The 25,022-nt window shown below is 66.1% G+C and carries 23 protein-coding genes and 4 tRNA genes; 20 read left to right on the forward strand and 7 right to left on the reverse strand.

Translation table 11 applies throughout. The features are described 5' to 3' along the window. From HMPREF3174_RS02375 to HMPREF3174_RS02390, 4 genes are all read right to left on the reverse strand, one after another. On the reverse strand, nucleotides 1-2,928 hold a 2,928-nt coding region (locus HMPREF3174_RS02375; RefSeq protein WP_168160554.1), incomplete at its 3' end, for an exo-alpha-sialidase. Between the two features lie 396 nt (nucleotides 2,929-3,324). Beyond that, nucleotides 3,325-3,400, reverse strand: a tRNA-Phe gene (locus HMPREF3174_RS02380). Nucleotides 3,401-3,435: 35 nt separating this feature from the next. Further along, nucleotides 3,436-3,509: transfer RNA gene (locus HMPREF3174_RS02385), tRNA-Asp, on the reverse strand. Between the two features lie 35 nt (nucleotides 3,510-3,544). Next, nucleotides 3,545-3,617: transfer RNA gene (locus HMPREF3174_RS02390), tRNA-Glu, on the reverse strand. A gap of 260 nt (nucleotides 3,618-3,877) precedes the next feature. On the opposite strand from HMPREF3174_RS02390, the gene HMPREF3174_RS02395 reads away from it, so the two are divergent. The 13 genes from HMPREF3174_RS02395 to pstB all read left to right on the forward strand — a co-directional run bounded on the left by HMPREF3174_RS02395 (nucleotide 3,878) and on the right by pstB (nucleotide 17,292). Then, the gene (locus HMPREF3174_RS02395; protein ID WP_070447700.1) at nucleotides 3,878-5,404 is read left to right on the forward strand and encodes a mechanosensitive ion channel family protein; all 1,527 of its coding nucleotides are present in this window, start codon (nucleotides 3,878-3,880) and stop codon (nucleotides 5,402-5,404) included. Continuing rightward, nucleotides 5,401-5,802 carry a peptide-methionine (R)-S-oxide reductase MsrB gene (msrB, locus tag HMPREF3174_RS02400; RefSeq protein ID WP_070447703.1) on the forward strand — a complete coding sequence of 134 codons (402 nt, stop codon included), beginning with the start codon at nucleotides 5,401-5,403 and terminating at the stop codon, nucleotides 5,800-5,802. Before HMPREF3174_RS02395 ends, msrB begins: the two co-directional genes overlap by 4 nt. Continuing rightward, on the forward strand, nucleotides 5,786-6,751 hold the full coding sequence (locus HMPREF3174_RS02405; protein ID WP_083297654.1) for an endonuclease/exonuclease/phosphatase family protein: 966 nt from the start codon (nucleotides 5,786-5,788) through the stop codon (nucleotides 6,749-6,751). The genes msrB and HMPREF3174_RS02405 overlap by 17 nt, the downstream gene beginning before the upstream one ends. Before the next feature lie 9 nt (nucleotides 6,752-6,760). Further along, nucleotides 6,761-7,264, forward strand: a complete 504-nt coding sequence (locus HMPREF3174_RS02410; protein WP_070447711.1) for an AEC family transporter — start codon at nucleotides 6,761-6,763, stop codon at nucleotides 7,262-7,264. Then, a complete protein-coding gene (locus HMPREF3174_RS02415) occupies nucleotides 7,257-8,294 on the forward strand; it encodes an EamA family transporter (RefSeq protein WP_083297655.1) in 1,038 nt (345 codons plus the stop codon). Before HMPREF3174_RS02410 ends, HMPREF3174_RS02415 begins: the two co-directional genes overlap by 8 nt. 215 nt (nucleotides 8,295-8,509) lie before the next feature. Then, nucleotides 8,510-8,586: transfer RNA gene (locus tag HMPREF3174_RS02420), tRNA-Lys, on the forward strand. 183 nt (nucleotides 8,587-8,769) lie between these two features. Further along, nucleotides 8,770-9,384, forward strand: coding sequence for a hypothetical protein (locus HMPREF3174_RS02425; protein ID WP_070446212.1), 615 nt, complete (start codon nucleotides 8,770-8,772; stop codon nucleotides 9,382-9,384). 240 nt (nucleotides 9,385-9,624) lie between these two features. Continuing rightward, entirely contained in the window at nucleotides 9,625-12,054 is a 2,430-nt protein-coding gene (locus HMPREF3174_RS02430; protein WP_210382918.1) for an RNA degradosome polyphosphate kinase, read from the forward strand. A 9-nt stretch (nucleotides 12,055-12,063) separates the two neighbouring features. Beyond that, entirely contained in the window at nucleotides 12,064-13,020 is a 957-nt protein-coding gene (locus HMPREF3174_RS02435) for an NUDIX hydrolase (protein WP_062613197.1), read from the forward strand. Nucleotides 13,021-13,140: 120 nt separating this feature from the next. Further along, nucleotides 13,141-14,277 (forward strand): phosphate ABC transporter substrate-binding protein PstS, encoded by a 1,137-nt coding sequence (locus tag HMPREF3174_RS02440; RefSeq protein ID WP_070447719.1) that lies wholly within the window; start codon nucleotides 13,141-13,143, stop codon nucleotides 14,275-14,277. A gap of 59 nt (nucleotides 14,278-14,336) precedes the next feature. Beyond that, nucleotides 14,337-15,449 (forward strand): phosphate ABC transporter permease subunit PstC, encoded by a 1,113-nt coding sequence (gene pstC, locus HMPREF3174_RS02445; RefSeq protein WP_068538727.1) that lies wholly within the window; start codon nucleotides 14,337-14,339, stop codon nucleotides 15,447-15,449. Then, nucleotides 15,446-16,489 (forward strand): phosphate ABC transporter permease PstA, encoded by a 1,044-nt coding sequence (pstA, locus tag HMPREF3174_RS02450; protein WP_068538586.1) that lies wholly within the window; start codon nucleotides 15,446-15,448, stop codon nucleotides 16,487-16,489. Before pstC ends, pstA begins: the two co-directional genes overlap by 4 nt. A 23-nt stretch (nucleotides 16,490-16,512) precedes the next feature. Beyond that, a complete protein-coding gene (pstB, locus tag HMPREF3174_RS02455) occupies nucleotides 16,513-17,292 on the forward strand; it encodes a phosphate ABC transporter ATP-binding protein PstB (protein ID WP_062613203.1) in 780 nt (259 codons plus the stop codon). Nucleotides 17,293-17,513: 221 nt separating this feature from the next. Here the strand turns inward: pstB and HMPREF3174_RS02460 are convergent, their stop codons facing one another. From HMPREF3174_RS02460 to HMPREF3174_RS02470, 3 genes are all read right to left on the reverse strand, one after another. After that, on the reverse strand, nucleotides 17,514-18,518 hold the full coding sequence (locus HMPREF3174_RS02460; protein WP_070447722.1) for an inorganic phosphate transporter: 1,005 nt from the start codon (nucleotides 18,516-18,518) through the stop codon (nucleotides 17,514-17,516). Between the two features lie 3 nt (nucleotides 18,519-18,521). Further along, complete coding sequence (locus HMPREF3174_RS02465) at nucleotides 18,522-19,151, reverse strand: DUF47 domain-containing protein (RefSeq protein ID WP_070446264.1); 630 nt, start codon at nucleotides 19,149-19,151, stop codon at nucleotides 18,522-18,524. Between the two features lie 127 nt (nucleotides 19,152-19,278). After that, nucleotides 19,279-19,470 (reverse strand): hypothetical protein, encoded by a 192-nt coding sequence (locus HMPREF3174_RS02470; protein ID WP_062613210.1) that lies wholly within the window; start codon nucleotides 19,468-19,470, stop codon nucleotides 19,279-19,281. Between HMPREF3174_RS02470 and HMPREF3174_RS02475 the strand changes: the two genes are divergently transcribed. From HMPREF3174_RS02475 to dtd, 7 genes are all read left to right on the forward strand, one after another. Next, on the forward strand, nucleotides 19,469-21,028 hold the full coding sequence (locus HMPREF3174_RS02475; protein ID WP_062613212.1) for an alanine/glycine:cation symporter family protein: 1,560 nt from the start codon (nucleotides 19,469-19,471) through the stop codon (nucleotides 21,026-21,028). The two genes, HMPREF3174_RS02470 and HMPREF3174_RS02475, sit on opposite strands and share 2 nt — an antisense overlap. A gap of 315 nt (nucleotides 21,029-21,343) precedes the next feature. Continuing rightward, complete coding sequence (locus tag HMPREF3174_RS02480) at nucleotides 21,344-22,174, forward strand: hypothetical protein (protein ID WP_143601971.1); 831 nt, start codon at nucleotides 21,344-21,346, stop codon at nucleotides 22,172-22,174. A 9-nt stretch (nucleotides 22,175-22,183) separates the two neighbouring features. Further along, the gene (locus HMPREF3174_RS02485) at nucleotides 22,184-22,792 is read left to right on the forward strand and encodes a heme-binding beta-barrel domain-containing protein (RefSeq protein ID WP_062613215.1); all 609 of its coding nucleotides are present in this window, start codon (nucleotides 22,184-22,186) and stop codon (nucleotides 22,790-22,792) included. Then, complete coding sequence (locus tag HMPREF3174_RS02490) at nucleotides 22,792-22,983, forward strand: hypothetical protein (RefSeq protein ID WP_070446268.1); 192 nt, start codon at nucleotides 22,792-22,794, stop codon at nucleotides 22,981-22,983. The genes HMPREF3174_RS02485 and HMPREF3174_RS02490 overlap by 1 nt, the downstream gene beginning before the upstream one ends. Then, the gene (locus HMPREF3174_RS02495; protein ID WP_070447725.1) at nucleotides 22,980-24,062 is read left to right on the forward strand and encodes a CAF17-like 4Fe-4S cluster assembly/insertion protein YgfZ; all 1,083 of its coding nucleotides are present in this window, start codon (nucleotides 22,980-22,982) and stop codon (nucleotides 24,060-24,062) included. The genes HMPREF3174_RS02490 and HMPREF3174_RS02495 overlap by 4 nt, the downstream gene beginning before the upstream one ends. Before the next feature lie 8 nt (nucleotides 24,063-24,070). Beyond that, nucleotides 24,071-24,403, forward strand: coding sequence for a DUF2516 family protein (locus tag HMPREF3174_RS02500; RefSeq protein WP_062613221.1), 333 nt, complete (start codon nucleotides 24,071-24,073; stop codon nucleotides 24,401-24,403). Then, nucleotides 24,403-24,852 carry a D-aminoacyl-tRNA deacylase gene (gene dtd / locus HMPREF3174_RS02505; protein ID WP_068538593.1) on the forward strand — a complete coding sequence of 150 codons (450 nt, stop codon included), beginning with the start codon at nucleotides 24,403-24,405 and terminating at the stop codon, nucleotides 24,850-24,852. Before HMPREF3174_RS02500 ends, dtd begins: the two co-directional genes overlap by 1 nt. The last annotated feature ends 170 nt before the right edge of the window (nucleotides 24,853-25,022 follow it).

Consider the following 25,022-nt stretch of genomic DNA (forward strand, 5'->3'; position numbering starts at 1 on the left):
GTCAGGCCCCGGCTCGGGGTCAGGCCCCGGCTCCGGCTCAACAACCTTCGGCGACACCGTGATCGTGAAGGTCTTGGAGGACGTGCGCGGGATGCCCGTGCCGTCGTCGGCCTCCGTGACAGTCACCGTCACCTCGAAGGCCTCTTGCGCGGCATTATCCACCGCCGGCGTGCCCGAAATGACGCCGGTCGCGGCATCGATCTCCAGGCCCGCGGGCAGACCTTCGGCCGTGAACGTGTCGGCCAGCGCCGGGTCATTACCGGTGGTCTTCAGCTGGATCGGCGCGATCTGCGTGCCATCTGTCGCCTTCACGTTGCGCACCTGGTTCAGCTCCAGCTCGAACGGTAGCTTCTTCGTCAGGTACTTCAGGGTGAAGTTCACGTAGCCGATCTTGTTGAACACATCCGGCTCCATGAGCAGGCCGATCGAGCCGTCGGGCTGCACCGCCATCGTGGTGTAGCCTGTTCCGCCCTGGCGCACCTGGCGGGAAATCGGCCAGGTGGTGCCGTCGTCATAGCTCATCTTGACCGTGCCGTTCGTGCGCCCAGACTCCGTGTTCGAGAACAACAGCACCTTCGAGCGCAGCGTGCCCTTCTCGGCCGTCGGGAACGCGCGGATGATCTGGGCGTTGTTCGTGGCGTCCACGAGGTTCTTGTCCACGTGGATGTCCTGCCAGGTCACGCCGCCGTCGTCGGAGGTTGCGACGATACGGTAGCCCGACGCTGTCCCACCCGACACGCGCGAGTTCAGCATGAGCCGGCCGTCGGACAGCTCGACAATCTTGTTCTCGTCGTACTGCCAGCGGCCGTTCGTCGGCGCGCCCTCCGTGGCCGAGGCGAACTCGCCACCGTGCCAGGTCTTGCCGTGGTCGTCCGAGTAGATCGTGATCGCCTGGAACGTTGATCCCTTGACACGGCACGCGGCCTGCTGCAGCAGGCGGCCCTTGTACGGTTCGTGCATCTTCTGGATGCCCGCGCCCGACGTCGCGAAACAGCCGTCCAGCTGCGCCGCGCGCGCCCCGAGCACCTCGTTCGTGATGATGCGCGAGGACCACGTGTAGCCGTTATCGGTGGAAGACGTGAGCGCGAAGTTCATCGTCTTGCGGTAGGTTTCATCCACATTGCCGTTCTCGTCCACGCGGTAGCCCGGGCCGTTCGGCAGACCCGCGTCCAGCGAGCCGACGTGGAAGTTGAAGATCTCGCCCGTCGTGTAGTCAACCACGTACGACGGGTCCGACCAGCCATAACGCTCACCCGCCGGCGCAACCTTGCCCTCGGCGATGACCGTCATCGGGCCCCAGGTCTTGCCGCCGTCGGTGGAGCGGCGCTGCACGATCGAGTTCTCATTCGGCGAATCGCCGCCGTTCCACGCGCCGTTGGTGGGGCGCAGGTCGTAGGAAGCGAGAATGTCGCCGTTGGAGGCCACTGCGATCGCGGGGATGCGGATGTTGTAAGCCGACGTGTTCGACTCCAGGATCTGCAGGTCGGTCAGATTCGCCTCCAGTCGCGGATCCGCGTTTGGCGGGGTGAACGCCGTCGCGGCCGGGCGGATGGTGGGGGTCGGCGTCGTCGCGCGCGCGGTCTCGACGCTCGTCCGGTCACCTTGGGTCGCGTTCACGACGACGTCGGCCTGCGCCTCCCCACGCTCCAGGTCATCGTCGGTGACGGCGTACGGCAACTCGCAGCTGTGGCTCTGGCCGGGGGCGATGGTGGCCTGGCAGTCGCCAGCCGAAATCGAGATGTCGGCGTCGGTGGGATTTTCCACGGTCAGCGTGGCGGTCAGCTCGTCGCCCACCTGGTAGTTGCCCTTGCCCGTGCCGGCCGTGAACTCGAAGGAGGTCACCTCCGCAAGCTTCGCCACGACCTCCGTGGGCTCACCCGTAAACGGGGCGAACGGCGTCGTGGCACCCGAGTAGCCCGTGTTCTCGTAGTACTGGAACGTGATCGACGGGGTAAACGAGCCGCGCTCGACGTCCTCGGCCGTCACCGTGTACGTGGGGAACGGACAGGCCTTAGTGGCGCCCGCCTCGAAGGTGTTCCACTTACAGCCCGACCAGTTATCAAGGTTGGAGTCGGTGGCCTCGAAGGAGCGGGTCTTGCCCGTGTCATTCGTGACGTTGATGGTGTAGCGGATCACGTCGCCCACCTGGAACGGGGCGCCATCCGGGTTCGGGTTCGTCACCGCGAACGTGGCCTTCAGCGTGGGGACCTGCGGCTCGGGCTCGGGCTCGAGGCCGTCGATCTCGGCGCGGACCTCGTCCGCCGTGAGTGCGCGGTTATAAATCTTCAGCTCATCCACGACGCCGGTGAAGCCCTCGCCGCCCAGGATATCGAGCGGGGCCGCCACCGGGTTGGTGATTCCCCAGGACTTCAGCTCAAGAAGGCTGCCGTTGACGTAGAGGGCGATGCCCTTCGTGGAGGAATTCGTGGCGGTGATGTGCGTCCACGTGTTGTTGGCGAGGGTGTAATTGTAGGTCAGCACCCCGCCCGCCCCCGGCAGCACGTGGAAGCCGATCTTGTCCTCCCGATTCTCGGCGAGGCGCTGGGAAACCGCGCGGACGCCGTCAGCGGACTGGATGATCGACGCACGACCTGTGGCCGTGGGCGCCTTCACCCAAAAGCCGATTGACCAGTCGTGGGGGAGGTTGAGCTCCGGGTAGGTGATCTTGGCGCCGTCCTTGATTTCTACCGCCTTGCCGACCTTGCCCTCGACGAGCGGCAGGTCGCCCGTGGGGGTGCCATCGCGGCTACCCCACTGATCCTTCGTGGCGGATTCATCGAAGGAATAATAGGAGATGTGAGTATCGGCGGGGGCGCCCGAGTCGGCGACCGCCACCGGTGTTAGTGGGGCGAGGGGCGTCAGAGCGAGCGCCCCGATGGCTGTGGCGGCGAGTGTCCATTTCCTCCGCCAGGCTCCGGCTTTCTTCATTCGATTGTCCTTTCGCGTCATTGCGATGGTGTGGCCGCATCGGTGCGGGCACGACGGAGGTCAGTTGTCTGACAACCGTACCGTCAACATTAGGTGAGGTCGGCGCCGGGCGCAATGGATTTGACGCGATGGAGTGGTCAAAAAGGCCGGCTTTGAGGCCGGGCTGCCGGGGGCGCCGGCGGAAGTCGTGAATCTGGGGTGGGGCAGGACGGTATGCGAATCGGTAGCCGGTATTTTCACGAGTTGTTTTGGCCGGATCTCCGGTCAGACCTCCGGGGTTCGGTTTTGTGGTGCAGGGTTGGGTCTATGCCGGGTTGGGTCTATGCCGGGCCGGGTCTGCGCGGACTGGGCCTGTGCCAGGCCAGGCAAAGAAAAAGACCCCCGCGGGGGTCTTGGTGGTGGCTCCGACCGGCGTCGATCCGGTGACCTTTCGATTTTCAGTCGAACGCTCTACCAACTGAGCTACAGAGCCTTAAGAAAAAGCCCGGATTGCCGGGCGTTTCCTTGCGACCCTGACGGGACTTGAACCCGCGACCTCCGCCGTGACAGGGCGGCGCGCTAACCAACTGCGCTACAGGGCCAGATGTGGAATTTCTTCCTGCTTCTGGTGAAGCCGTACCCCCAACGGGATTCGAACCCGTGCTACCGGCGTGAAAGGCCAGCGTCCTAGGCCACTAGACGATAGGGGCTCGTTCCGTCTTACCGGGGAACGTCGACAAGCTTATGCGCATTTCGCGATCTTGCCAAATTGGTCGGACGTGTTATGCGCCACTCTACCACAGGTGTGTGCCGCGGCGAGGTTTTTGCGCTGTCAGCCGGGCCCTCGTGGAGGTGAGGCGGACGCGAGGGGAGGGGCGGGGGTACCGGGGCCGGGCGCGCGGGAGGGGCGCCGTGAGTTGTCAGCGAAACGCGGTGAGTGTTTGTCGGAGGGGTGGTTTAGCCTTGAGACATGGATATGTTTGGTGCGCTGCCAGTGTTTGTGGAGGCCAACGGTGAGGATACCGTGGAGGCCGCCGTTGAGGTGACTTTTGACGTGGTCAAGATGATCCTGACGATCGGTGCGGGCATGCTCGTGGGAATTGTCGCGGGGCTGCTGCTGATCGCGGGGTTGCGGATCCTCACGCGACGTAGCGTGCATATGGACAGGGTGTACCGCGCGGTCAGTCGGCGGCTGGAGGTGCTGCTCGCGCTGGTGGGCGCGTGGCTGGGCTTCCATTATCGGCTGACGGTCATGCCGGCAACGCCGCCGGATTGGCTGAATTGGGTGGGGCACGGCTTCGTGTTGGCGATTATTGGCGCGGTGACATGGGTGTTGTCGGGCCTGGTGGGTGGGGTCACGCGGGCGATTAATGACCGGATGGCGGAGACCTCGGAGGGGCGCGCGGCGCGGGTGAAAACCCAGACCCAGATTCTGCGACGCGTGATCAAGGCCAGTGTGTGGATCCTGGGCGTGGCGGTGGCGCTGCTGACGTTCCCGGGGGCGCGGGCGGCGGGGGCGTCGATTTTCGCGTCGGCGGGAATTATCTCCGTGGTAGCCGGCCTCGCGGCGCAGACCACGCTCGGGAATGTGTTCGCCGGGCTGCAGCTGGCGTTTACCGATTCGATCCGGGTGGATGACGTGGTGCTGTACGAGGGCAACTATACGAAGGTGGAGGAGATCACGCTCACCTACGTGGTGCTGGCGGTGTGGGACGGGCGGCGGATCATTGTGCCGTCCACGATCATGACCACGAAGTCGTTCGAGAACTGGACGCGCCGGGCGCCGGACATGATGGGGGATGTGATCATCACGGTCGATTGGGCCGTGCCGATCGACGCCGCCCGCATGCGTTTCGAGCAGATCTTGCGTAACACCGACCTGTGGGACGGGCGCACGGGCGTGCTGCTGGTGGCTGATGCGGCGTCGATGGATCGGATCAACTTGCGTTGCCTGGTGTCGGCGAAGAACTCGCCCACGCTCACCGACCTGCGCAACCACGTGCGCGAGGAAATGGTGCGCTGGATCCAGGAGGAGGCGCCGCAGTCGATCCCGCACGAACGCTACTACTCGGGTCAGATGGGCGACATGGCTGCGCGGAATGAGGAGACGCTCGCACTGGTGCAGGAACGCGGCGAGGGGCAGCCGCCGGCGTTCGAGCCGGAGGGCGGGAGCGTGGACGACACGCAGGAGACCGAGGTCATCTCGACGAAGGACGTGGCGAAGTTCTTGCGCGTGCCGCTCGCGGAGCGGGAGGCTGAGCTGGCCGCGGGGAAGGGCGCTGGGGGCGGCGCAGACGGTGGTGCCGAGGGCGGGGAGCCCACGGTCGAAACGCCCACCACGGCCGCGAAGTCGGCGATTTTTACCGGGTCGACGGAGGCGGAGGAACGGGCGAAGGAGTTCGCGGGTCCGGGCGAGAAGGTCTACGAAGAGCGTAAACTAAGCGCCGAAACTCAAAAACTCCCTGTCACGGATACGGAAACGAAGGAGAATATATGACCTTCCGAGTGAACAAGACCGACGACGAGTGGCGTGACATCCTCACTCCCATGGAATTCAACGTGCTCCGTCTCGCGGGCACCGAGCGCCCCGGCACGGGCGAGCTCCTCAACGAGGACCGGCCTGGCGTGTACCACTGCCGCGCGTGCGATGCCGAACTGTTCCGCTCCACCACGAAGTTCGACTCCCACTGTGGGTGGCCATCGTTCTACGACCCGAATGAGAAGGGCGCGGTGATCTACGTGGAGGACCGCTCGCACGGGATGGTCCGCACAGAGGTCCAGTGCGCCAGCTGCGGATCGCACCTCGGCCACGTGTTCCCCGATGCGCCGCACACCCCCACGGGCCAGCGTTACTGCATGAACTCGGTGGCGCTCCGCTTTGAACCGGACGCCTAACGTGCGAGTCCTCACCTTCAACATCGAATATGCGACGCCCGTGCCGGCCGGCCAGCCCACGGTGTCGGTGGAGGTGGGGAAGCGCGCCGGACGGGAATCGGCGCGAGTGCTGGCCGATGAGGTCGCGCGCATGGGCGCTGACGTGGTGGGCCTGCAGGAGGTCGACCGCGGGAAGTGGCGCTCGGGTGGCGTAGACCAGCTGGCCTTGGTGGCGGAGGCAGCCGGGTTGCGGGCGCTGTTCGCGCCAACACGCCGCCGGTATGGCATGGGACTACTCACGCGGTGGCCAGTAGTTCGCGCGCGGGTGCTCCGCCTGCCCGGGCGGCACACGCCTCTCGTCCGCGGGGAGGATCCGGCCCGGTGGCGGGATATCGGGCGCGGCATGGTGGATCTGGTCGGTGGCCTATCGGCCGCCCGCGCCTCCCGGCGCGGGCGGCAAACCTCCTGGCGTGTGAAATGGCCCGACCGCCGAGCCTGCCTGTATGCGCTCATCGACACCCCGGAGGGTCGGGTGGTGGTGGGCGTAGCCCATTTGTCAACGGTTCGCTCCACCGCCCGCGAGCAACTCCAGGTAGCCCTGCGTGGATTCGACCACTTCGCGCCCGGCATGCCGGCCCTCCTCATCGGCGACCTCAACCTGCGCATCAACCACGTGGAGCAGGAGCTCGCCCGCTTCGCGGCAGCCACCCCCACCGCGCCCGGCCAGCCAGTCTTCGAGATCCTCCACCGCGGCAACGGCACGCCCAGCTGGGCGCCCCGCATCCAGATCGACCACGTGCTCGGCCGCGGACTCCACGCCCATCAAGACCGCACGGTGTGCCTGCCGGTCTCGGACCACGCGGCCGTCGTCGTGGACGTGACAGCCCGGGCGTCGTCGTCAAGGCCCTGCCCCGAAACCGCGGGCGTCCTCGACGTGGACGGCCCCGAAACCCGCCGGCCCACCGAGTAGGCTGGGCGCGTGGGTGACGTTCTCTTAAGCATTTGGACGCTCCTGGTCTACACGGCGATCGGCTTCGCGCTCGTAAAGTTCCGCGTGGTCGGGCCGGGCGCGGACCGGGGGCTATCTAGGATCGTCTTCTTCGTGACCATGCCGCGCGCGCTCACCGTCCCGATCGACGCCCTCGCCGACGCCACCGTGCCCGTCATGATGATCGCGATGGGAGTCTCTCTCGCGTCGGCCCAGCTGCGGCGGGGGAGGGACGCCCTGCCGCTAGCCGCGTCGGTCGGATTCCGCGTGTTGCTTTCGCCCATCGTCACATTTGCCCTGGCCATGGCCCTGGGCCTGGAAGGAAAACAACTGCTGGCAACGATGGTCGTGGCCGTGTTCCCCCCCGCCAACACCCTCTTCGCCATCGCCCACCGCTACGAGGTGGGCGTGGGGCTGGTCCGTGACGCCGTCGTTATCAGCGCGCTCGCATCCATGCCTATGCTTGTTGTCGTGGCGGCGATTTTCTATGGCTAGGGCCGACGGCCGGTGGGGCGGCCGAGACAGCAGACACCTCACAGGGAGCCTCAACTTCACCGAGACCTCCATGCGCTCCGCCGCGCCCGGAATCCTCATCGCGGCCGGACTCATCCAGTACTTGGGCGCGTCGATCGCGGTCACCCTGTTCGCGGTGGCGGCCGTGGGCGCCGTGGCCTGGGGGCGCGTTGCCGTAGCCGCGGTTTTTATGATGATCTGGCGACGGCCGAAGGTCGACTTCCGCAGCGAGCTCGGCCGGCGCCGGCTCGGACTTACCGCGATCTACGGCCTGGCGCTCGTGACGATGAACCTGCTGTTCTACCAGTCCATCGCGAGGATCCCGCTGGGGACGGCCGTTGCGCTCGAATACCTGGGGCCCGTGCTCCTCGCGGCCGTGACCGGGCGCGGCTGGCGGATCTGGACCGGGATCGTGTTCGCGTTCGGCGGGGTGTTTGCGATCTCGTGGGTCGGGGTGGATTTGGCCGCGCCGGGAGTGCTCGCCGGCGTCGTGCTCGCCATCGCGGCGGGCGGGGCGTGGGCCGTGTATATGTGGGTCGGGTCGAAGGTGGCGCGTGCCGGGCTAGGTGCGGATTCCCTTGCCCTCGGCATAGCGATCGGAGCGCTCGCGTTCGTGTGGCTGGCTATCCCAGGCTTCGCCGTGATCGCGACTAGCCCCAAGCTTCTCGCCCTGATGATTGCCGTGGGCGTGTTCTCTTCGGTGGTGCCCTACGGGTTGGAAGTCTTCGTGCTGTCGAAGATCCCGGCCGGCACGTTCGCACTCCTCGGGGCGCTGTACCCTGCCACGTCGTTGCTGGTCGGCATGATCATCCTGCGCCAGATCCCCACCCTGGGCGAACTCGGGGGACTCGTGTTGATCACCGTGGCCGTCATGCTGGTGACCTGGACGCCGCGACTTCGCCGCGCCGCCCCCGGCCGGGCCGGCAGGTCTGGGCAGGGGCGCAAGCCGGGCGAGTCTCGCAAACCCGGCCAGCACGGCGAGCCCGGCCAGGGCCGCAAACCGCACCGATAGGGTGCCGCGTCGCCTCGGCCGGTGATGCTTGCCTCCGGCCCGTCACCGCTTCGTGGTTGCTTGTTGCCTCCCTTCACCTGGGGTGCGTGGCGCGGTCGGAGATTTGGTCCGAACCGCGAATTCCCACTGCTTGCGATTTTTCCGTGGGCGCCAAGCGGGGTAGACTTTCCGGGTTGGACGCCGCCGACTCAGGCGTACCAACCGCGCACTCGCGCGGGCCTCTAGCTCAATTGGTTAGAGCAGCGGACTTTTAATCCGTTGGTTGTGGGTTCGAGTCCCACGGGGCCTACCACTAGCTCCTACAGGTTTCTCGTCACCAAACGAATTTGTTCGTCACCAGAATCAACGATTTGAGTGACGAGAAATCCCTTTTGGTGACGACAAACTCCCGCCGCGCCCTGCGGCGACTTTCCTCTATCTGCCCACATCGCCCCTGATCTGCGAGACAATGGGAGCACAACGCTAGGAGGTAGTCATGTCAACACCACGCAGGCCGGCCCAGTTGAAGCCTGAGCAAGTCGAAATGATTGAAGGTGGCGCGGACACGGCCGCGACCTCCGAGCTCGCCCATACGTCGGCGCAGGCGATTGTGCCGTTGGGGCGCACCCATGAGGAGGATCCGGAGGTGCGCGAACGCGTGCTTGCCCTCATTACGGACGAGGGGGTGGATACGATTGCGGAGTCGTGGGTGAGTTCGCCAGAGGAGTCGTTGCCGGGTGTGCTCTGGCGTGGGTTCTTGCTGTCTGAGTGGATTCGCCGGTATCCGCAGGAGGCGGAGGAGCGCTTCGCCGCGGCTCGTCTCGCGCTCGCGGATGATGAGCCCGAGAAGGCTGAACAGGTGGCGGCGCCACGTGAGGTCCGCGCCCTGTGGGACGAGGTGTTCAAGGGTAGCTTCACCGGCGACTTCGCCGGCGTTCTGCGCGCATCCGCCCGCCTCACGGACTTCCTCGGCCGCGTGCAGCCTACGTGGATCTCCTCGGACGACCACCCGATGGCCACCGAAGTCACCCGCCGCGACACCGCGATGCTTCGCACCGCCGACGACTTCCGCCTTGCCGGCGAGCGCCTCCTCCGCGGCGGCCTCGACTAGCCCGCCGGCCTCCGCCAGTCCGACGACGCCGTCCGTCCACTTCACGACGACGCCGTCCGTCCACTTCACGACGACGCCCGCACCAGCGGGCCGGCCGGCGCCCGCTCGGCCCAATCTGCCCCCCACGGGGCCAACCCCATCCGCGGAGCTAACCTGCATTCGCGGGCCCACCCTGCCTCGCGCGGCTTGCTCTGCGCGGGGGTATTGATACTCCCACATGAGATCTGAGACGATTCGGATATGAGCGACGAACACCTTGCTGACGATTCCGCTCTCGTGGAATCCACCCCGAGTGACCACCTTGATTTTGACGACGTTCCCGAGCCCGCCATCCAAGAATTCCTCGACGAGGATGAGGACGTGAGCGAGCTGACCTCCCAGGAAATGGCGAACTTGCGCGCCCGCGTTCAGGAGATGCGCCTGGGCGCGTCGGTGTCCACGGCCGCGTTGGTGGAGGAGGCCGAGCGCTTGGTGCGCGAGACCGAGGCTGCCGAGGAGGCGCGCCACAACCAGCCCGACGGCGAGCCCGGCGATCCTTCCAACTCAGCGCTGGGCATGCTCCCCGAGGGCCGCTTCCTTGACCGCGAGCTGTCCTGGCTCGCGTTCAATGAGCGCGTGCTGGAGCAGGCGGAGGATCAGACACTGCCGGTGCTCGAGCGTGGGTGGTTCCTGGCGATCTTCGCCTCGAACCTGGATGAGTTCTATATGGTCCGCGTGGCCGGCCTCATGCGCCGTATTGCCACGGGCATGGCGGTCACGAAGGCGTCGGGCCTGACCCCGCGCCAGGTGTTGGAAGGCATCACGGTCCGCACGAAGGAGCTGCAGGAGCGCCACGCCCGCGTGTTCGCGGAGGACGTCCAGCCGAAGCTGGCGGAGGTCGGCATCGTGATCCAGCACTGGTCGGACCTGGGTGAGACGGAGAAGGATCGCCTGTCGAAGTTCTTCCGCAAGCAGATCTTCCCGGTGCTCACCCCGCTGGCGGTGGACCCGGCGCACCCGTTCCCGTACATTTCGGGCCTGTCGCTGAACCTCGCGGTGTTGGTGCGCAACCCGAAGAATGACAAGGAGCTCTTCGCCCGCGTCAAGGTCCCGCAGTTGCTGCCGCGTTTCATCGCGGTGGATTCGGAGGGCCGCCCGTACCGCCCGGAGGACGTTCCGGCGGACGAGCAGGGCAAGACCTCCTACATCCCGCTGGAAGAAGTGATCGGCGTCCACCTGGATGCGCTGTTCCCGGGCATGGAGATCGTGGAGTACTCCACGTTCCGCGTCACCCGTAACGAGGACCTGGAGGTGGAGGAGGACGACGCCGAGAACCTCCTCAAGGCCCTGGAGAAGGAGCTCCTGCGCCGCCGCTTCGGCCCGGCCGTGCGCTTGGAGGTGGAAAACGACATCTCGAAGCGCGTTCTCCAGATGCTCACCCGCGAGCTGGGCGTGCGCGAGGAGAACGTGCTGCACTTGCCGGCCCCGCTGGACCTCACGGGTCTCAACGTCATCCATGACTTGGACCGCCCGCAGCTGAAGTTCAAGAAGTTCGTGCCCGTCACGGCTCGTGGGATTTCCGACGTCGAATCCTCCCGTGCCGCCGACATCTTCGCCGCGATCCGCCGCCGCGAGATCTTGGTCCATCACCCGTACGAGTCGTTCTCGACGTCGGTCCAGCACTTCATCCGCCAGGCGGCGGACGATCCGAAGGTGTTGGCGATCAAACAGACCCTCTACCGTACGTCGGGCGATTCCCCGATCGTCGATGCCCTCATCCGGGCGGCGAACTCGGGCAAGCAGGTGCTGGCGGTCGTGGAGATCAAGGCCCGCTTCGACGAGGAGAACAACATCGAGTGGGCGCGCAAGCTGGAGCAGGCGGGCGTGCACGTGGTCTACGGAATCGTGGGCCTGAAGACGCACTGCAAGCTGTCGCTCGTCGTGCGCCAGGAGTCGGACGGGCTGCGCCGCTATGTGCACGTGGGCACGGGTAACTACAACCCGAAGACCGCCCGCGGGTATGAGGACCTGGGCCTGTTTACGTGCGACCGCGATGTAGGCCAGGACGCCACCCGCCTGTTCAACCAGCTCTCGGGTTACGCGCCGAAGGTGAAGTTCCACCGCTTGCTGGTGGCGCCCACGGGCATCCGCTCGGGCCTGATCGAGCGCATCGAGCGCGAGATCGCGAACAAGCAGGCGGGCCGCAACGCGTGGATCCGTTTCAAGGCGAACTCGCTGGTGGACGAGCGCGTGATCGACGCCCTTTACCGCGCCTCGCAGGTCGGCGTACCGATCGACATCCAGGTGCGCGGGATTTGTTGCCTTCGCGCGGGGATCCCGGGCATGTCGGAGAACATCAACGTCCGTTCGATCTTGGGCCGCTACCTGGAGCACTCGCGCGTCTACGCTTTCTGCAACGACGACGACCCGGAGGTTTGGATCGGTTCGGCGGACCTCATGCACCGCAACCTCGACCGCCGCATCGAGGCGCTCATCAAGATCGTGGAGCCGGACCAGAAGGAGTTCCTCATCGAGATGGTGCGCCGGGCGACGTCGGACGACGTGCGCTCCTGGCGTATGACGGCCGACGGCTGGGTGCACACTATCCGGGATGCCGAGGGCAACCTGCTGGCCGACACCCAGGAGGAGTTGATGGCGCGCGCCCGCGCCACCGTGGCGGATCGTCGCTAGGGGCCGCGCGTGTCGGTTGATATTCGGGCCGCCGGCGCCGTTGTGTGGCGCCGGCGTTCCCGCACGCTTGAAGTGCTCATTGTCCACCGTCCCACGTGGAAGGATTGGTCGTTGCCGAAGGGCAAGGTCAAGGGCGAGGAGACGTTGCATGAGTGTTGCATCCGTGAGATGAAGGAGGAGACGGGCCACGACGTCGTGCTCGGCGTCCCGCTCGGCTGGCAGCACTACACGGTCAGTAGTGGGAAGAGCAAGGAGGTGCGCTACTGGGCGGCCACCGTGGCGGATAAGGGGCATCCGGCGCTCGCGGCGCGGGGGAAGGTGCAGCCGGCGTCGAAGAAGGAGATCGACGACGCGCGGTGGGTCACCGTCAAGGACGCCCACAAGATGCTCACCCACAAGGGCGACCGCAAGATGCTTCAGCGCCTGATGGATCTGGAGGAGGCGGGCGTGCTTTGCACGACGCCGGTGCTCGTCACGCGTCATGCGCGGGCGACCAAGCGCTCGGTTTACAACGGTCCGGAGCAGACCCGGCCGCTGACGACTACCGGGGTGGTGAGAGCCAAGAGGTTGGTGCCCCTGCTGTCGGTGTACGGGGTGGACAGGGTGGTGACGTCGCCGTGGAAGCGGTGCCTGGACACCGTGGCCCCGTACGCGAAGGCCACCGGTCTGGAGCTCGAGACCCGCGAGGCGCTGACCGAGGCCGCGCACGTGAAGAAGCCGAAGAAGATGGCCGCCGTGCTGAGCCAGGTGCTGGGCAAGGGAAGGGCTACCGCGGTGTGCGTGCACCGGCCCACGCTGCCCACCGTGCTGGACGTGCTCAAGGGCGTGACCCCGCACCACCTTCGCCGCCAGCTGCCGGGGAAGGACCCGTGGCTGAAGACCGGGGAAATCATGGTGGTGCACGTTGCGAAGAAGAAGGACAAGGCCGTCGTCATCGCCTTTGAAAAGATCCGCCCAGCGATGTGAAATACTTGACAGCCAGTTCACCTCGCGTTAACCGGACGTGTGCTGTGCAGAAAGGTGTCCCTCTTAGCGTTGAACTTAAGGGAGTTCTCCCTCAAGTTCTACATCAAAGGATGGAATACTGTGAAGATTGCACGTCACCGCGCAGCCGCCGGCCTTGCCCTTTCGCTTTCGCTCGTTCTCGCCGCCTGCTCGAACGGCGGCAGCGATTCGGAGACCAACGGGGCGACAGATTCCCCCAGCGCTTCCGACTCCACGAGCGCCGATAAGACCGGCTCTGGCTCGCTTTCCGGCACCATCAACGGTTCTGGTGCCTCGTCGCAGGTAAACGCCCAGCAGGCGTGGCGCGACAACTTCACCGCCAACACCGGCGCGATCGTGAACTACGACGCCACCGGTTCCGGCACCGGCCGCGAGCAGTTCATCGCTGGCAAGGTTGACTACGCCGGCACCGACTCGGCCCTCAAGGAAGAAGAGCTCACCGCTGCCACCGAGCGTTGCGGCGGCGAGAGCCCGATCGAGGTGCCGCTCTACATCTCCCCGATCGCCATCGCCTTCAACCTTGATGGCATCGACTCGGTCAACATGTCGGCCGACGTGATCGCCAAGATCTTCAAGCAGGAGATCACCAAGTGGAACGACCCGGCGATCGCCTCCCTCAACGAGGGCGTCGAGCTGCCCGACATGCCGATCATCCCGGTCAACCGCGCTGATGATTCCGGCACGTCGAAGAACTTCCAGCAGTACCTCGTGGAGTCCTCCGGTGAGTGGGACTTCAAGCCCGAGGACACCTGGCCGATCACCGGCACCCAGTCCGCTGAGAAGACCTCCGGTGTGGTCAACCTGGTCAGCTCCACCCCGGGCGCCATCACCTACGCCGACGCCTCCCAGATCGGTGATCTTGGGACCGTCGCCGTCGAGGTTGCTGGTGAGTTCCTCGCCTACTCGCCCGAGGCCGCTGCCGCCATCGTTGACAATTCGGCCCCGGCTTCTAACGCCACCGACCGCATCCTGACGGTTGACCTCAAGCGTGACGGCACGGTCGCGGGCGCCTACCCGGTGGTCCTGGTCTCCTACCTGGTGGCCTGCACCCAGTACAACAACGCGGACACCGCGAACATCGTCAAGGAGTACTTCACCTACATGGCCTCGAAGGAAGGTCAGGACGTCGCGGCGAAGGCTAACGGCGGTAACGCCCCGATCTCGGACGCCCTGCGCGAGCAGGTCATGGCCGCGGTCGACCAGATCAAGACTAACTAAGAGTTGACCAGCGTGGGCCAGCCCCTCGGGGGCTGGCCCACGCCAGGATCGGAGCTGTGGTGTTACAAACCTCTGAGCCGGCGGCCGAGCCGGCTGACCAGACGGAGAAAGCAGTCGCGGCGCCGGGAGCCTGGGCTCCGGCGTCGGGCCGTGCCCGGTACGGCGACCGCGTCTTCCGCGGAATCTCTAACCTTTCCGGCATCAGCATCCTTGCCCTGCTGGCCGCCGTCTTCATATTCCTCTTGCTGTCGTCCGGCAACGTGCTCATCACGCCGAACGATGAGATCGTGGAGCAGGTCGGCTTCGCCCGGGGCCAGAACTTCTGGCAGTTCGCCGGCACGACCGTTTTTGGCACGCTACTCGCCGCCATTATCGCGCTGGTGATCGCCGTGCCTTTCGCCGTGGGGATCGCACTCTTCATCTCGCACTACGCCCCGCGCAAGCTCGCCGCCGCCTTCGGCTACGTCATCGATCTCCTTGCAGCCATCCCCTCCGTGGTGTTCGGCCTGTGGGGTATGTGGACGCTGGAGCCGCTCATGCGCCCGGTCTTCAGCTGGATCTCCGACGTGCTCACCCCGATCTTCACCTTCCTCAACGGCAAGCCCGGTGCCGACGGCGCTTGGGAGGGCGGCCTTCCCGGCCTGTCCTGGCTCGCCGAGCACTACGAGTGGTTTCCCGACGGCACCGCCGCGGCTTTCGTCCCGCCGGCACGGAACATCCTCATGGGCGGGATCATCCTCGCCATCATGATCCTCCCGATCATCACCTCCCTGGCCCGCGAGGTCTTCGTGCAGACCCCGCGCCTGCAGGAGGAAGCCTCCCTGGCGCTTGGCGCCACCCGCTGGGAAATGATCAAGATGGTGGTGCTCCCGCACGGGCGCTCCGGCATCGTGTCGGCCTCCATGCTGGGCCTCGGCCGCGCACTCGGTGAAACCATGGCCCTGCTCATGGTGCTCTCGCCCGGCATGATGATCAACTTCAAGCTCATGAGCCCCGGCCAGCACTCCACGATCGCCTCGCAGATCGCCCTGCGCTTCCCCGAAGCCTCCGGCATCGAGTCTGACTTCCTCATTGCGCTCGGCCTGATCCTGTTCGTCATCACGTTCGTGGTCAACTTCATCGCCCGCGCGATCGTTGCCCGCTACGCCGAGTTCTCAGGAGCGAACGCATGAGTACCGCTGTTGCCACCACTCAAAAGCGCCTGCCCGCATGGTTCACCGCCGCGGCCCTGGTCGCGTCCGTGGTTATCGGTGTCGTCGGCGCCCAGATCTTCGATTCTGGCGCGGTGGGCGTCATCGTTTTCCTCTTCCTCTACCTGGCCATCGTGGCCGGCGCCGGATTCGGTGTCGAGGGCCGCCGCTACGGCACCGACCGGGTGATGACGTCGATGATCATCGGCGCGTTCGTCGCCGCCGTCATCCCGCTCCTGTCGCTGCTGTGGACCGTGCTCGCACAGGGCTGGTCGCGCATGTCAGCCGCCGGCTTCTTCACCTCCACCACCTTCGGCCAGTCGATGGCCGACTCGGTGACGGGTGCGGGCCACGCCGTGGTCGGCACCCTGCTGATCACGGGCTTCGCCGCGCTCATCTCCGTGCCTCTCGGTGTGCTCACCGCAGTCTACCTAGTCGAATACGGCAAGGGGAAGCTCAAGCGCTTCATCACCTTCATGGTGGACATCATGACCGGCATCCCCTCGATCGTGGCCGGCCTCTTCGCCGCCGCCATGATCCCCATGATCAACCAGGCACTCTTCGGCCAGGCCCAGTTCAAAAACGGCTTCGCCGGCGCGATCGCCCTGGTGGTGCTCATGACCCCGATCGTCGTGCGCAACACCGAAGAAATGCTCCGCCTGGTGCCCAACGAGCTACGCGAGGCCTCCTACGCGCTCGGCGTCACCAAGGCGGGCACGATCATCCGCGTGGTGCTCCGCACCGCCGTGTCGGGCATTATCTCCGGCATCTTCATCGCCATCGCCCGCATCATTGGCGAGTCCGCACCGCTCATGATCACCGCCGGAACCACCGACTTCTACAACTACAATATCTTCCAGAACCAGATGTACACCCTGCCGGTTTACGTCTATAACCAGTACGTTTCTGGTAACTCGGCTGAAGCATGGGCCGGAGCCCTCCTGCTCATCCTGGTGGTTCTCATCCTCAACCTGTTGGCTCGCTGGATCGCAAAGCGGTTCGCCCCCAAGGGCGAAAAGTAGCCGCTGGGAAAGAAAGGATTCTTATGTCTGAAGGCATCAAGGTGCGTGACCTCAATATCTACTACGGCGACTTCCTCGCCGTGGAGAACGTCAACGTCGATATTGAGCCCCGTTCCATCACCGCCCTCATCGGCCCGTCGGGCTGTGGCAAGTCCACCTTCCTGCGCTCCCTCAACCGCATGCATGAGGTCATCCAGGGCGCCCACGTCAAGGGCCTGGTGGAGATCGACAACCAGAACATCTACGGGCCGGGCGTGGACCCGGTGCAGGTGCGCCAGCATGTGGGCATGGTGTTCCAGCGCCCCAACCCGTTCCCCACGATGTCGATTGCCGACAACGTGCTGGCCGGCATGCACCTCAACAACAAGAAGCTGCCGAAGGCCGAGGGCGAGCGCATCGTGGAGGAGTCCCTACGCGGCGCGAACCTGTGGGAAGAAGTCAAGGACCGGCTCGACCGGCCCGGCTCCTCGCTATCGGGCGGCCAGCAGCAGCGCCTGTGCATCGCCCGCGCGATCGCCGTCAAGCCCGAGGTGCTCCTCATGGACGAGCCCTGCTCCGCGCTCGACCCGATCTCCACGCTCGCGATCGAGGACCTCATGCAGGAACTGCGCTCCGATTACACGATCGTGATCGTCACGCACAACATGCAGCAGGCGGCCCGCGTCTCGCAAAAGACGGGCTTCTTCAACATTGAGGGGACGGGCAAGCCCGGCCACCTCGTCGAGTTTGATGACACGGAAAAGATCTTCTCCAATCCGACTCACAAGGAGACGGAAGACTATGTGTCCGGTCGTTTCGGGTGACGACCGGCGGCGAAAGGCGGCGCTACCTTCGGGTGGCGCCGCCTTTTTATGGGCCCCGGAGGCGGGCCAACCTGGCCAGGCGGGCCGGGCGGGCCCCGCGGATTGAAATTTTTTGGACGTTTTCGGGCCGGTCTTCGTATATGAGGAGATCGGCCCGGATTCGTCCAGTGTTTTCAAATCGGCAGCGGCCTGGCCGCGCCTGGCGGCACCAGGCCGCGGACCTAAACGAAGAGGTGCAGCACGTAGCTGACGGCCGCCGCCACCAGGCCGGCCGCGGGGAAGGTGATGAACCAGGCCCCCACGATGTTGCCGGCAGTGGACCAGCGAACGGCCGACCGGCGTGTGGTGGCCCCCACGCCCATGACTGAGGACGTGATAGTGTGCGTGGTGGAAATAGGCGCGTGCCAGAAGTACGCGGTGGTGTATAGAACCGAGGCGGCCACGGCCTCGGCGGCGAAGCCCTGGGCGGGGTTGAGGTCGGCGATCTTGGTGCCGAGCGTCTTCATGATGCGCCACCCGCCCGAGTACGTGCCGAGCGAGATCGCGGTGGCCGCGCCGAGCTTGACCCACAGCGGCACCGAGCTGCCCTCGTGGTACCCGCCGGCCACGAGCGCGATGACGATGACGCCCATGGTCTTTTGTGCATCCTGTAGGCCATGACCGAGCGCCACGGCTGCCGCGGACACGGTCTGGGCCACGCGGAAGCGCTTCATCGTGGTCTTGTAGGTGGCATTCTGGAAGGCACGCCGGATGAGCGACATCAGCAGGTAGGCCAGCCCAAATCCGACGAACGGTGAGACGAACATCGGCACGATGACCTTCATGCCGATCACCGACCAGTGCACTGTAAACGCGGCCGCCAAGCCTGCGCCGGCCAGGCCGCCGATAAGCGCGTGCGAGCTCGACGACGGCAGCCCGAACCACCAGGTGGTGAGGTTCCACACGACGGCGCCCACCAGGCCCGCGATCACCACGAGCAGGCCCGATATCCCGTCTGAGGGTGCTACTTCCACGATGCCCGAGCCGATCGTTTCGGCCACGCCCGTGCCCAGCAGCGCTCCAATGAAGTTCATGACGGCGGCCATCAGCAGGGCCACGCGCGGGGTCAGCGCCCGCGTGGCGACCGACGTGGCGATGGCGTTAGCGGCGTCGTGAAAACCGTTCGTGTAGTCGAAGACGAAAGCGAAAACGACAACAAAGATCACTAACGCCAATACCGGATCCAAGGCTTAGGACTCCTTCAGCGTGAGCAGCTCGATGCGGCTGGCGAGGGTCTCGAAGGAATCGACCGCGGCCTCGTATGAATCCAGCGTGATCTTGCGGGCCAGGATCTCCTTGCCCGAACAGTCTGATTCGAACAGGTCGATGATGAGTTCGCGGTAGATCTGGTCCGCACGGTTCTCCAGATTGTTGATCTCGAGCCACTCCGTGCGGATCGACGGCTCGATCTTCTTTAGCTTGCCCACCGCGGTGATGGCGTGCTCGGCGCACTGAATAATGATGTCGGCCATTTCGAACAGCTGCTCGTGGACCTCGCCGATCTTGTACAGCACCAGGTTGTTGCCGGCCTCGTCAATCAGGTCCACGCACGTGTCGATCTGGCCGGTCAGCTCGATGAGGTCGCCGCGATCGTAGGGGAGAATGAAGCGGGAGCCGATCTCCTGCAACACGAGGTGATTGCACGCGTCGGCGTCGTTTTCAATCTGGTGCAACGCACGGTTGAGTTCCACCCGCTGCGTGGTACCCGCGGCGACCATATCAGCCAGCGTCCGGGCCGACCGGACAAGGAAAGATGCCTGCTCGTTAAGAAGGTCCTGGACCTTGTGTTGAGTGGCAAAGCGTGACAGGAATCCAGCCATGCGGCGTACGCCTCCGAATAGGTTAACAGCTCTCAACGCCAAGGCTACGCGAGGATGAATTACTTTTCCAAGAAATGAGAAAACGGACCGTGCGCACCTGGGTATTTCGGTCAAACGACCATCTATTTCACACCGTGAGCCGCCCCGGCTGGCGTAGGTACCATGTGTGAGACTTGAGGGGCGTCAGCAGTTGTTGCACGACGTCGACCGGGGCCACGACGCCGGGCCCGACGATCGCCGAGAGGCGGACGAAAGCTGGGCCGAACGGCGAAAGCCGCACCACGGCGTCGTGAACGAAGAACGAGAAGAGGAAGATCATGCAGGAATGGCAGGAATGGATCGACGAGCTGACCGGGCCGGCCACGGCCGCGCTGGGGTCGGTCAGTGATTGGCTGTATGCCTGGATCATGATCGCCGTGCTCATGGGCGCGGGCCTGTATCTGACGTTCCGCGGGCGCGCCCTGCAGGTGCGCCGCTTTGGCGACATGCTGCGGTACGTGGGCCACTCGCGCGCCGGCTCGCAGGGCGGGATCTCGTCCTTCCAGGCGTTCGCGATGGGCATGGCCACCCGCATCGGGATCGGCAACATCACGGGCGTGGCGCTCGCGCTCATCCTGGGCGGACCGGGCGCCCTGTTCTGGATGTGGCTGGTGGCGCTCATCGGCATGGCCACCGCGTTCGCCGAGGCCACACTCGCCCAGATCTTCAAGTCCGCCCACCATGATGGCACCTTCCGCGGCGGGCCCTCCAACTACATCTTGCGCGGGGCGAAGTCGCGCGGGCTGGCGGTCGCGTTCTCGGTGGCCATGGTGTTTTCCATGTTCATCGCCATGCCGATGGTGCAGGCCAACTCGATCGCCGGCGTGCTCGACGCCTCCCAGGGCGTGCCCGCCTGGGTGACCGGCGCGGTGGTGTCGGTGCTCGCCGCCGTGGTGGTGCTGGGTGGCGTGCGCGGGGTGGCTCGCTCCACCGAGATCATCTCGCCCGCGATGGCGCTGGCATACTTGCTGGTGGCGATCATCGTGATCGTCATGAATATCGGGCGCGTCCCCGAATTTTTCACGGACGTCTTCTCCTCGGCTTTCGGGCTGAATGAGGCGCTCGCGGGCACGGCCGGCGGGGTGCTCGCCGCGCTGGTCAACGGCATGCGCCGCGGTCTGTTCTCCAACGAGGCCGGCATGGGCACCAACCCCAACGCCGCCGCCACTGCCACCGTGGCCCACCCCGTCCAGCAGGGGCTCATCCAGTCCTTCGGCGTGTTCGTAGACACCATCGTGATCTGCACCGCCACCGGCTTCATCATCATGACCGCCGGCGTGCTCGACCTCACCACCGCCATTCCCGACGACGCCGGCCACCTCACCACCACCGCTATCACCTCCACCATGGGGTCCTGGATGGCGTGGCCCGTGGCGATCATGATCTTCTTCTTCGGCTTCTCCTCCATCCTCGGCGCCTACGCATACGGCGAGGCCAACCTCGTGTTCCTGCGCGCCCCGCAGTGGACGATCACCGTGGGCAAGGTGGCCATCGTTGTCTTCTCGTTCGTTGGCGCGGTGCTGGCGCTGACGTTCGTGTGGGCGCTCATGGACCTAGCCATGTTCGTGGTGACCGTGCTCAACCTCGTCGGCGTGCTGTCCCTGTCCGGCTGGGTCATGGCCGCGCTACGCGACTACGAGCGGCAAAAGGCGGCTATCGCCCGCGATGGGTTCGTCGAGGTGCCGGTGGGCGCTGGGGCGGGCGCTGCTGGAGCCGGGACGGCTGGCGCGCGCCGCGTGACCGAGCCCGTGTTCGTGCCCTCCCAGGCCGGCCTGCCTGGCGTGCTCGAGGGCAACGTGTGGGACGGCGCGGTGAACTCGGCCAAGGCCTACGAGTAGCCGGCACCCCGCGGGCAAAGGGAAGGGCCGCACGAGAAGGTGCGGCCCTACGCTTAGGACACCGAACCCGAGAGCGCCTGTCGGCGCTAAGGCCGCTCGCAGCGGCAAATATTTGGAGCCCGGGGCTTTCGCGATCCGGTGTCTGGCTCTAGCCTAACTCACGTTCCCCGCCCTGTCACGCCCCAAGTTACGCACGGTTTCTGCGCCCGCCACGGGCCCGTGCACGTTCTCCGCTCTTGCCTCAAAACCGCGCCACGGCGCCGTTTTCCGTGGTAAAGTCCTACTACCGGAGTTTGGGGAGATACACTTTTGGCTATGACGTCCTCTACGCAAGAGCCCGGACGCACGCCTTCGCTCCTTGATCGGCTGTTTGATCGGGAGTCCCCGGCTCGTCCTTCCACCGATGTGCGCCCGCCGTTTGTGTGGGCATCCATCGGCGCGTTCTATGCCGCCCTCATCGCGCTCGGGGCGTCGCTCGGCCCGCTCGCGGCGGTGATCGCGGTGGCGCTCGCGGCAGCCCCCCTGATTTCGGGCTGGCCGGTGCTCCTTGGCCTGACCAACCGGGCCGTCTCGCGCGTCGTCATGACGTTGACGCTGGTCGCGGGCCTGGTCGCGGCCAGCTTCGGCTCGATGCCCGGCATGATGTTGGCCGCCACCTTCGCCATCTTTGCTTCGTTCGTGGGGGAGATGATGCGCCACGACGGCCGACTCCACCTCATCGAGCACATTTCGGCGTCAGCGGGCGGGGCGATGCTGATGATCTCGGCGTCGATGTGGGTGTTCGCGGCGGGGGACTGGCACGCCACCAGCCGGGCGCTGCCGGCGGCGGGCACGTTCGTCGGGTTGCTGACCGCTATCGTCATCGCGGTGGCGGCCCTCATCCACGGCTTTGACCTCGACCACGCCAACCTCCTCGGCCTCCTCAACACCACGGTGGTGGGGCTGGTAGCGGCCTTCCTGCTGTCGGGCCCGGTGTGGGTGGGCGGCGCGATCGGCGTGTGCGTGGGGCTGGTGTTCGCCTTCATCCGCCGGTGCATGCGCACCTTCGAGCGGCCGCTGACCTGGGTGCAGGGGTATGTGAAGGCCGTGATCCCGCATTGCGCGCTGGGCATGATCGGCTACATCTTCACGCTTGTTGTGCTCTAAGCTGAGGGCATGACTTTCCGACTTCCTGAGAACCTGGCCCCGGAGAACTACCCGCTGGGCTGGCTGATTGACTCCTGGCACGGCGGCGGTGTGCTCGAATATGACAACGTGGACGCCGCGGCTTACCTCCACGAGCTCACCATTGACGCCGTGGATGGCGGCCCGTACGTGCGCCTCAATTCGCGGATTTGGCTGGCGAAGGAGCCGGCCTCGGAGGTCGACAAGGAGGCCCCCGGCCAGTGGACGTACGACCACCTGACGAAGGACGTGCTGTGGTCGGCCCAGACCGGCTACCTGCGCGTCACGCCGGACGCCCCGAAGCGGGAGGACGGCGCGGTGGAGCTCGAAGCCACGGTCGCCACACCGATGGGAATTTCCCAGCTGTGGGTGGGCCTCATCAACGGCCCGCGCCTGCAGATGGTCACCGACACGGTGATCCGCTCCGGCGCCGCGGCCGACTTCACGGCGGCGAAGTTCCTGGGCGGCAACGTCGCCTCGGATTTCTTCTACGCCTACGACATGGAGGCCTTCGGCTTCGAGATGCGCAATTACCTTGCGGGGCGGCTGTCGCGCCAGTTTGACGGCTCCGTGGACGCCCCCAGCACCGAGGAGGAGTGATGACCGACAAGAAAGACGGCCACTGGGGCATGAGCTACTTCGCGGACAAGGGAGGCAAGGCTACGGGTAAGGCCGACGGCGCCGCCCGCCCGGTCTGCGACCCCGCGGCTCCCGAATCGCCCGTCAAGGGCGCCGAGCCCGAGGGCCACTGGGGCGTGAGCTATTTTGCAAGCAAGGCGGATGAGGAGTGAGCCCGGCTCGCTCGGTCGATCTTCCTGGCGCCGTGCTGGATGAGACGCACGGCGTGCCGGCCCACTATGGCAACCCGTTTGCGGAGGAGAACCTGCTGGCCCGCGGGCGGGCCTTCACCGACCTGGGTTTCATCGAGGTTCTCGCGGTCTCCGGCCCGGACCGTGCCACGTGGCTGCACAACCTCACCACCCGTGACTTCCTGAACCTGCCCGCCGGCGAAAGCTCGGAGATGCTGCTGCTCGACCCGAACGGCCACATCTGCACCGCCGCCGGCGTCATCGACGACGGCGAGCGCACCTGGTTCTTCCTTGACCGTGGCCAGGCTGAGCCCTTCGCCGCGTTCCTCGAGTCGATGGTCTTCCGCATGCGCGTGGAGGTCGCCCGCCCGGACGTGCGGGTCTTCGGCTTCTTCGCGCCCGCCGGCGTGCCCGAGGCGATCGCCGCGCTGTCGGCCGTCGTCTGGTACGACCCCTGGCCGCGCACCCTACCCGGCGGTGCGCATTACGGCGTTCCCGACGCCGACCACCCGGCTTGCGACTCGGCGCGCGTGGTCATCGCGGCGCGGCCCGAGGAGGCGGTCATCGAGACGTTTGGGGCGGCGGGCTTCGTGCCGGCCGGCCTGCAGGCGTGGGAAGCGAAGCGGATTTCGGATTGGCGCCCGCGCCAGAACACGGAGGTGGCGCAGCGGGCCCTGCCACACGAGCTCGACTGGCTGCGCACCGCCGTCCACCTGGAGAAAGGCTGTTATCGCGGCCAAGAGACCGTGGCGAAGCTGGTCAACCTCGGCCGCCCGCCGCGGCGGCTGGCCTACCTCTACCTTGAGGGCCCGGAGGGAGAGCTGCCCGAGCCGGGAGCGGAGGTGAAGGCGGGGGAGAAGGTCGTGGGTCAGCTGACCTCGGTCGCCCGCGATTCGGAGGAGGGCCCCGTGGCCCTGGCTCTGCTCAAGCGCAACGCCCCGGAGGGCGAGCTGGCCGTTGGCGCGTTCGTCGCCGCCCAGGTACCGATCGTGGCGCGCGAGGGCAAGTCGTCGGCGTCGCCGGACGAGCGGCCGGGCGCCGGCATGCGCGCCCGGCGGTAGGTAGACCCATGGGACAGATCAACTACACCTTCTACATCCTTTTGAACGTGGTCCTGCCGGTGGCGGTGACGGGCGTGTTCGTGTGGGCCTTCATTGACGCGGTGGCCCGCCCGCCCCGCCAATTCGCGCTTGCCTCCCAGTCGAAGAACTTCTGGCTGGCCATGCTCGGCGGTGGGACGCTCGCCTACGCGGCGATGAGCTTCCTCCATATCTATCTGCCGCTGGCCGGCTTCATCCGCCTGGCCCTGTTCATCGCCGTGGTCTACTACCTCGGCCCGGAGCGCTCGAAGATGGGCCCGGGGGCCGGGCGCGGCCGCGGGCCCCAGAGGGGGAGTTGGTAATGCGCGCGGTCATCCAGCGCGTCAAGCGGGCTTCGGTCACGATCGAGGGCCAGGTGGTGGGCCAGATCGGCCCGGGCCTATGCGTGCTCGTGGGCGTCACTCACGGTGACGGCCCGGCCCAGATCGAGAAGACCGCCCGAAAGATCGCCCAGCTCAAGCTCTTGCGAGCCCCCGATGGCAGTGACGACCCAGCCGCCCGCGTCAGCGCCGAGGAATCCGGCGCCCCTGTGCTACTGGTCTCACAGTTCACGCTGTATGCGGACGTACGCAAAGGCCGCAAACCCAGCTGGTCCCACGCGGCCGGAGGCGAGGTGGCCGAGCCGGTCTTCGACGCGGTGGTTGATGCTGTCCGAGGCTACGGGTTACACGTGGAGACCGGAGTGTTCGGCGCGATGATGGACGTCGAGCTGGTCAACGACGGCCCGTTCACCATCCTCGTGGAGGTTTAGGCGCCCGGCACCGCCGGGGGTGGCCGTTCGTGGGACGAGGTTCCCATAGGCCCGGCCGGCGGCGGGAGCCGCCCGCCGGGGAACCATACAGATTCCGGCTTTTCGCACAGGGCACAAGTCACGGGCCGTCTCACGCCTGTGGCGAAACGGCGAACGGGCGGGGCGGTGGC

The sequence above is a fragment of the Trueperella sp. HMSC08H06 genome, assembly GCF_001808465.1.
Lineage (GTDB): Bacteria > Actinomycetota > Actinomycetes > Actinomycetales > Actinomycetaceae > Trueperella > Trueperella bernardiae.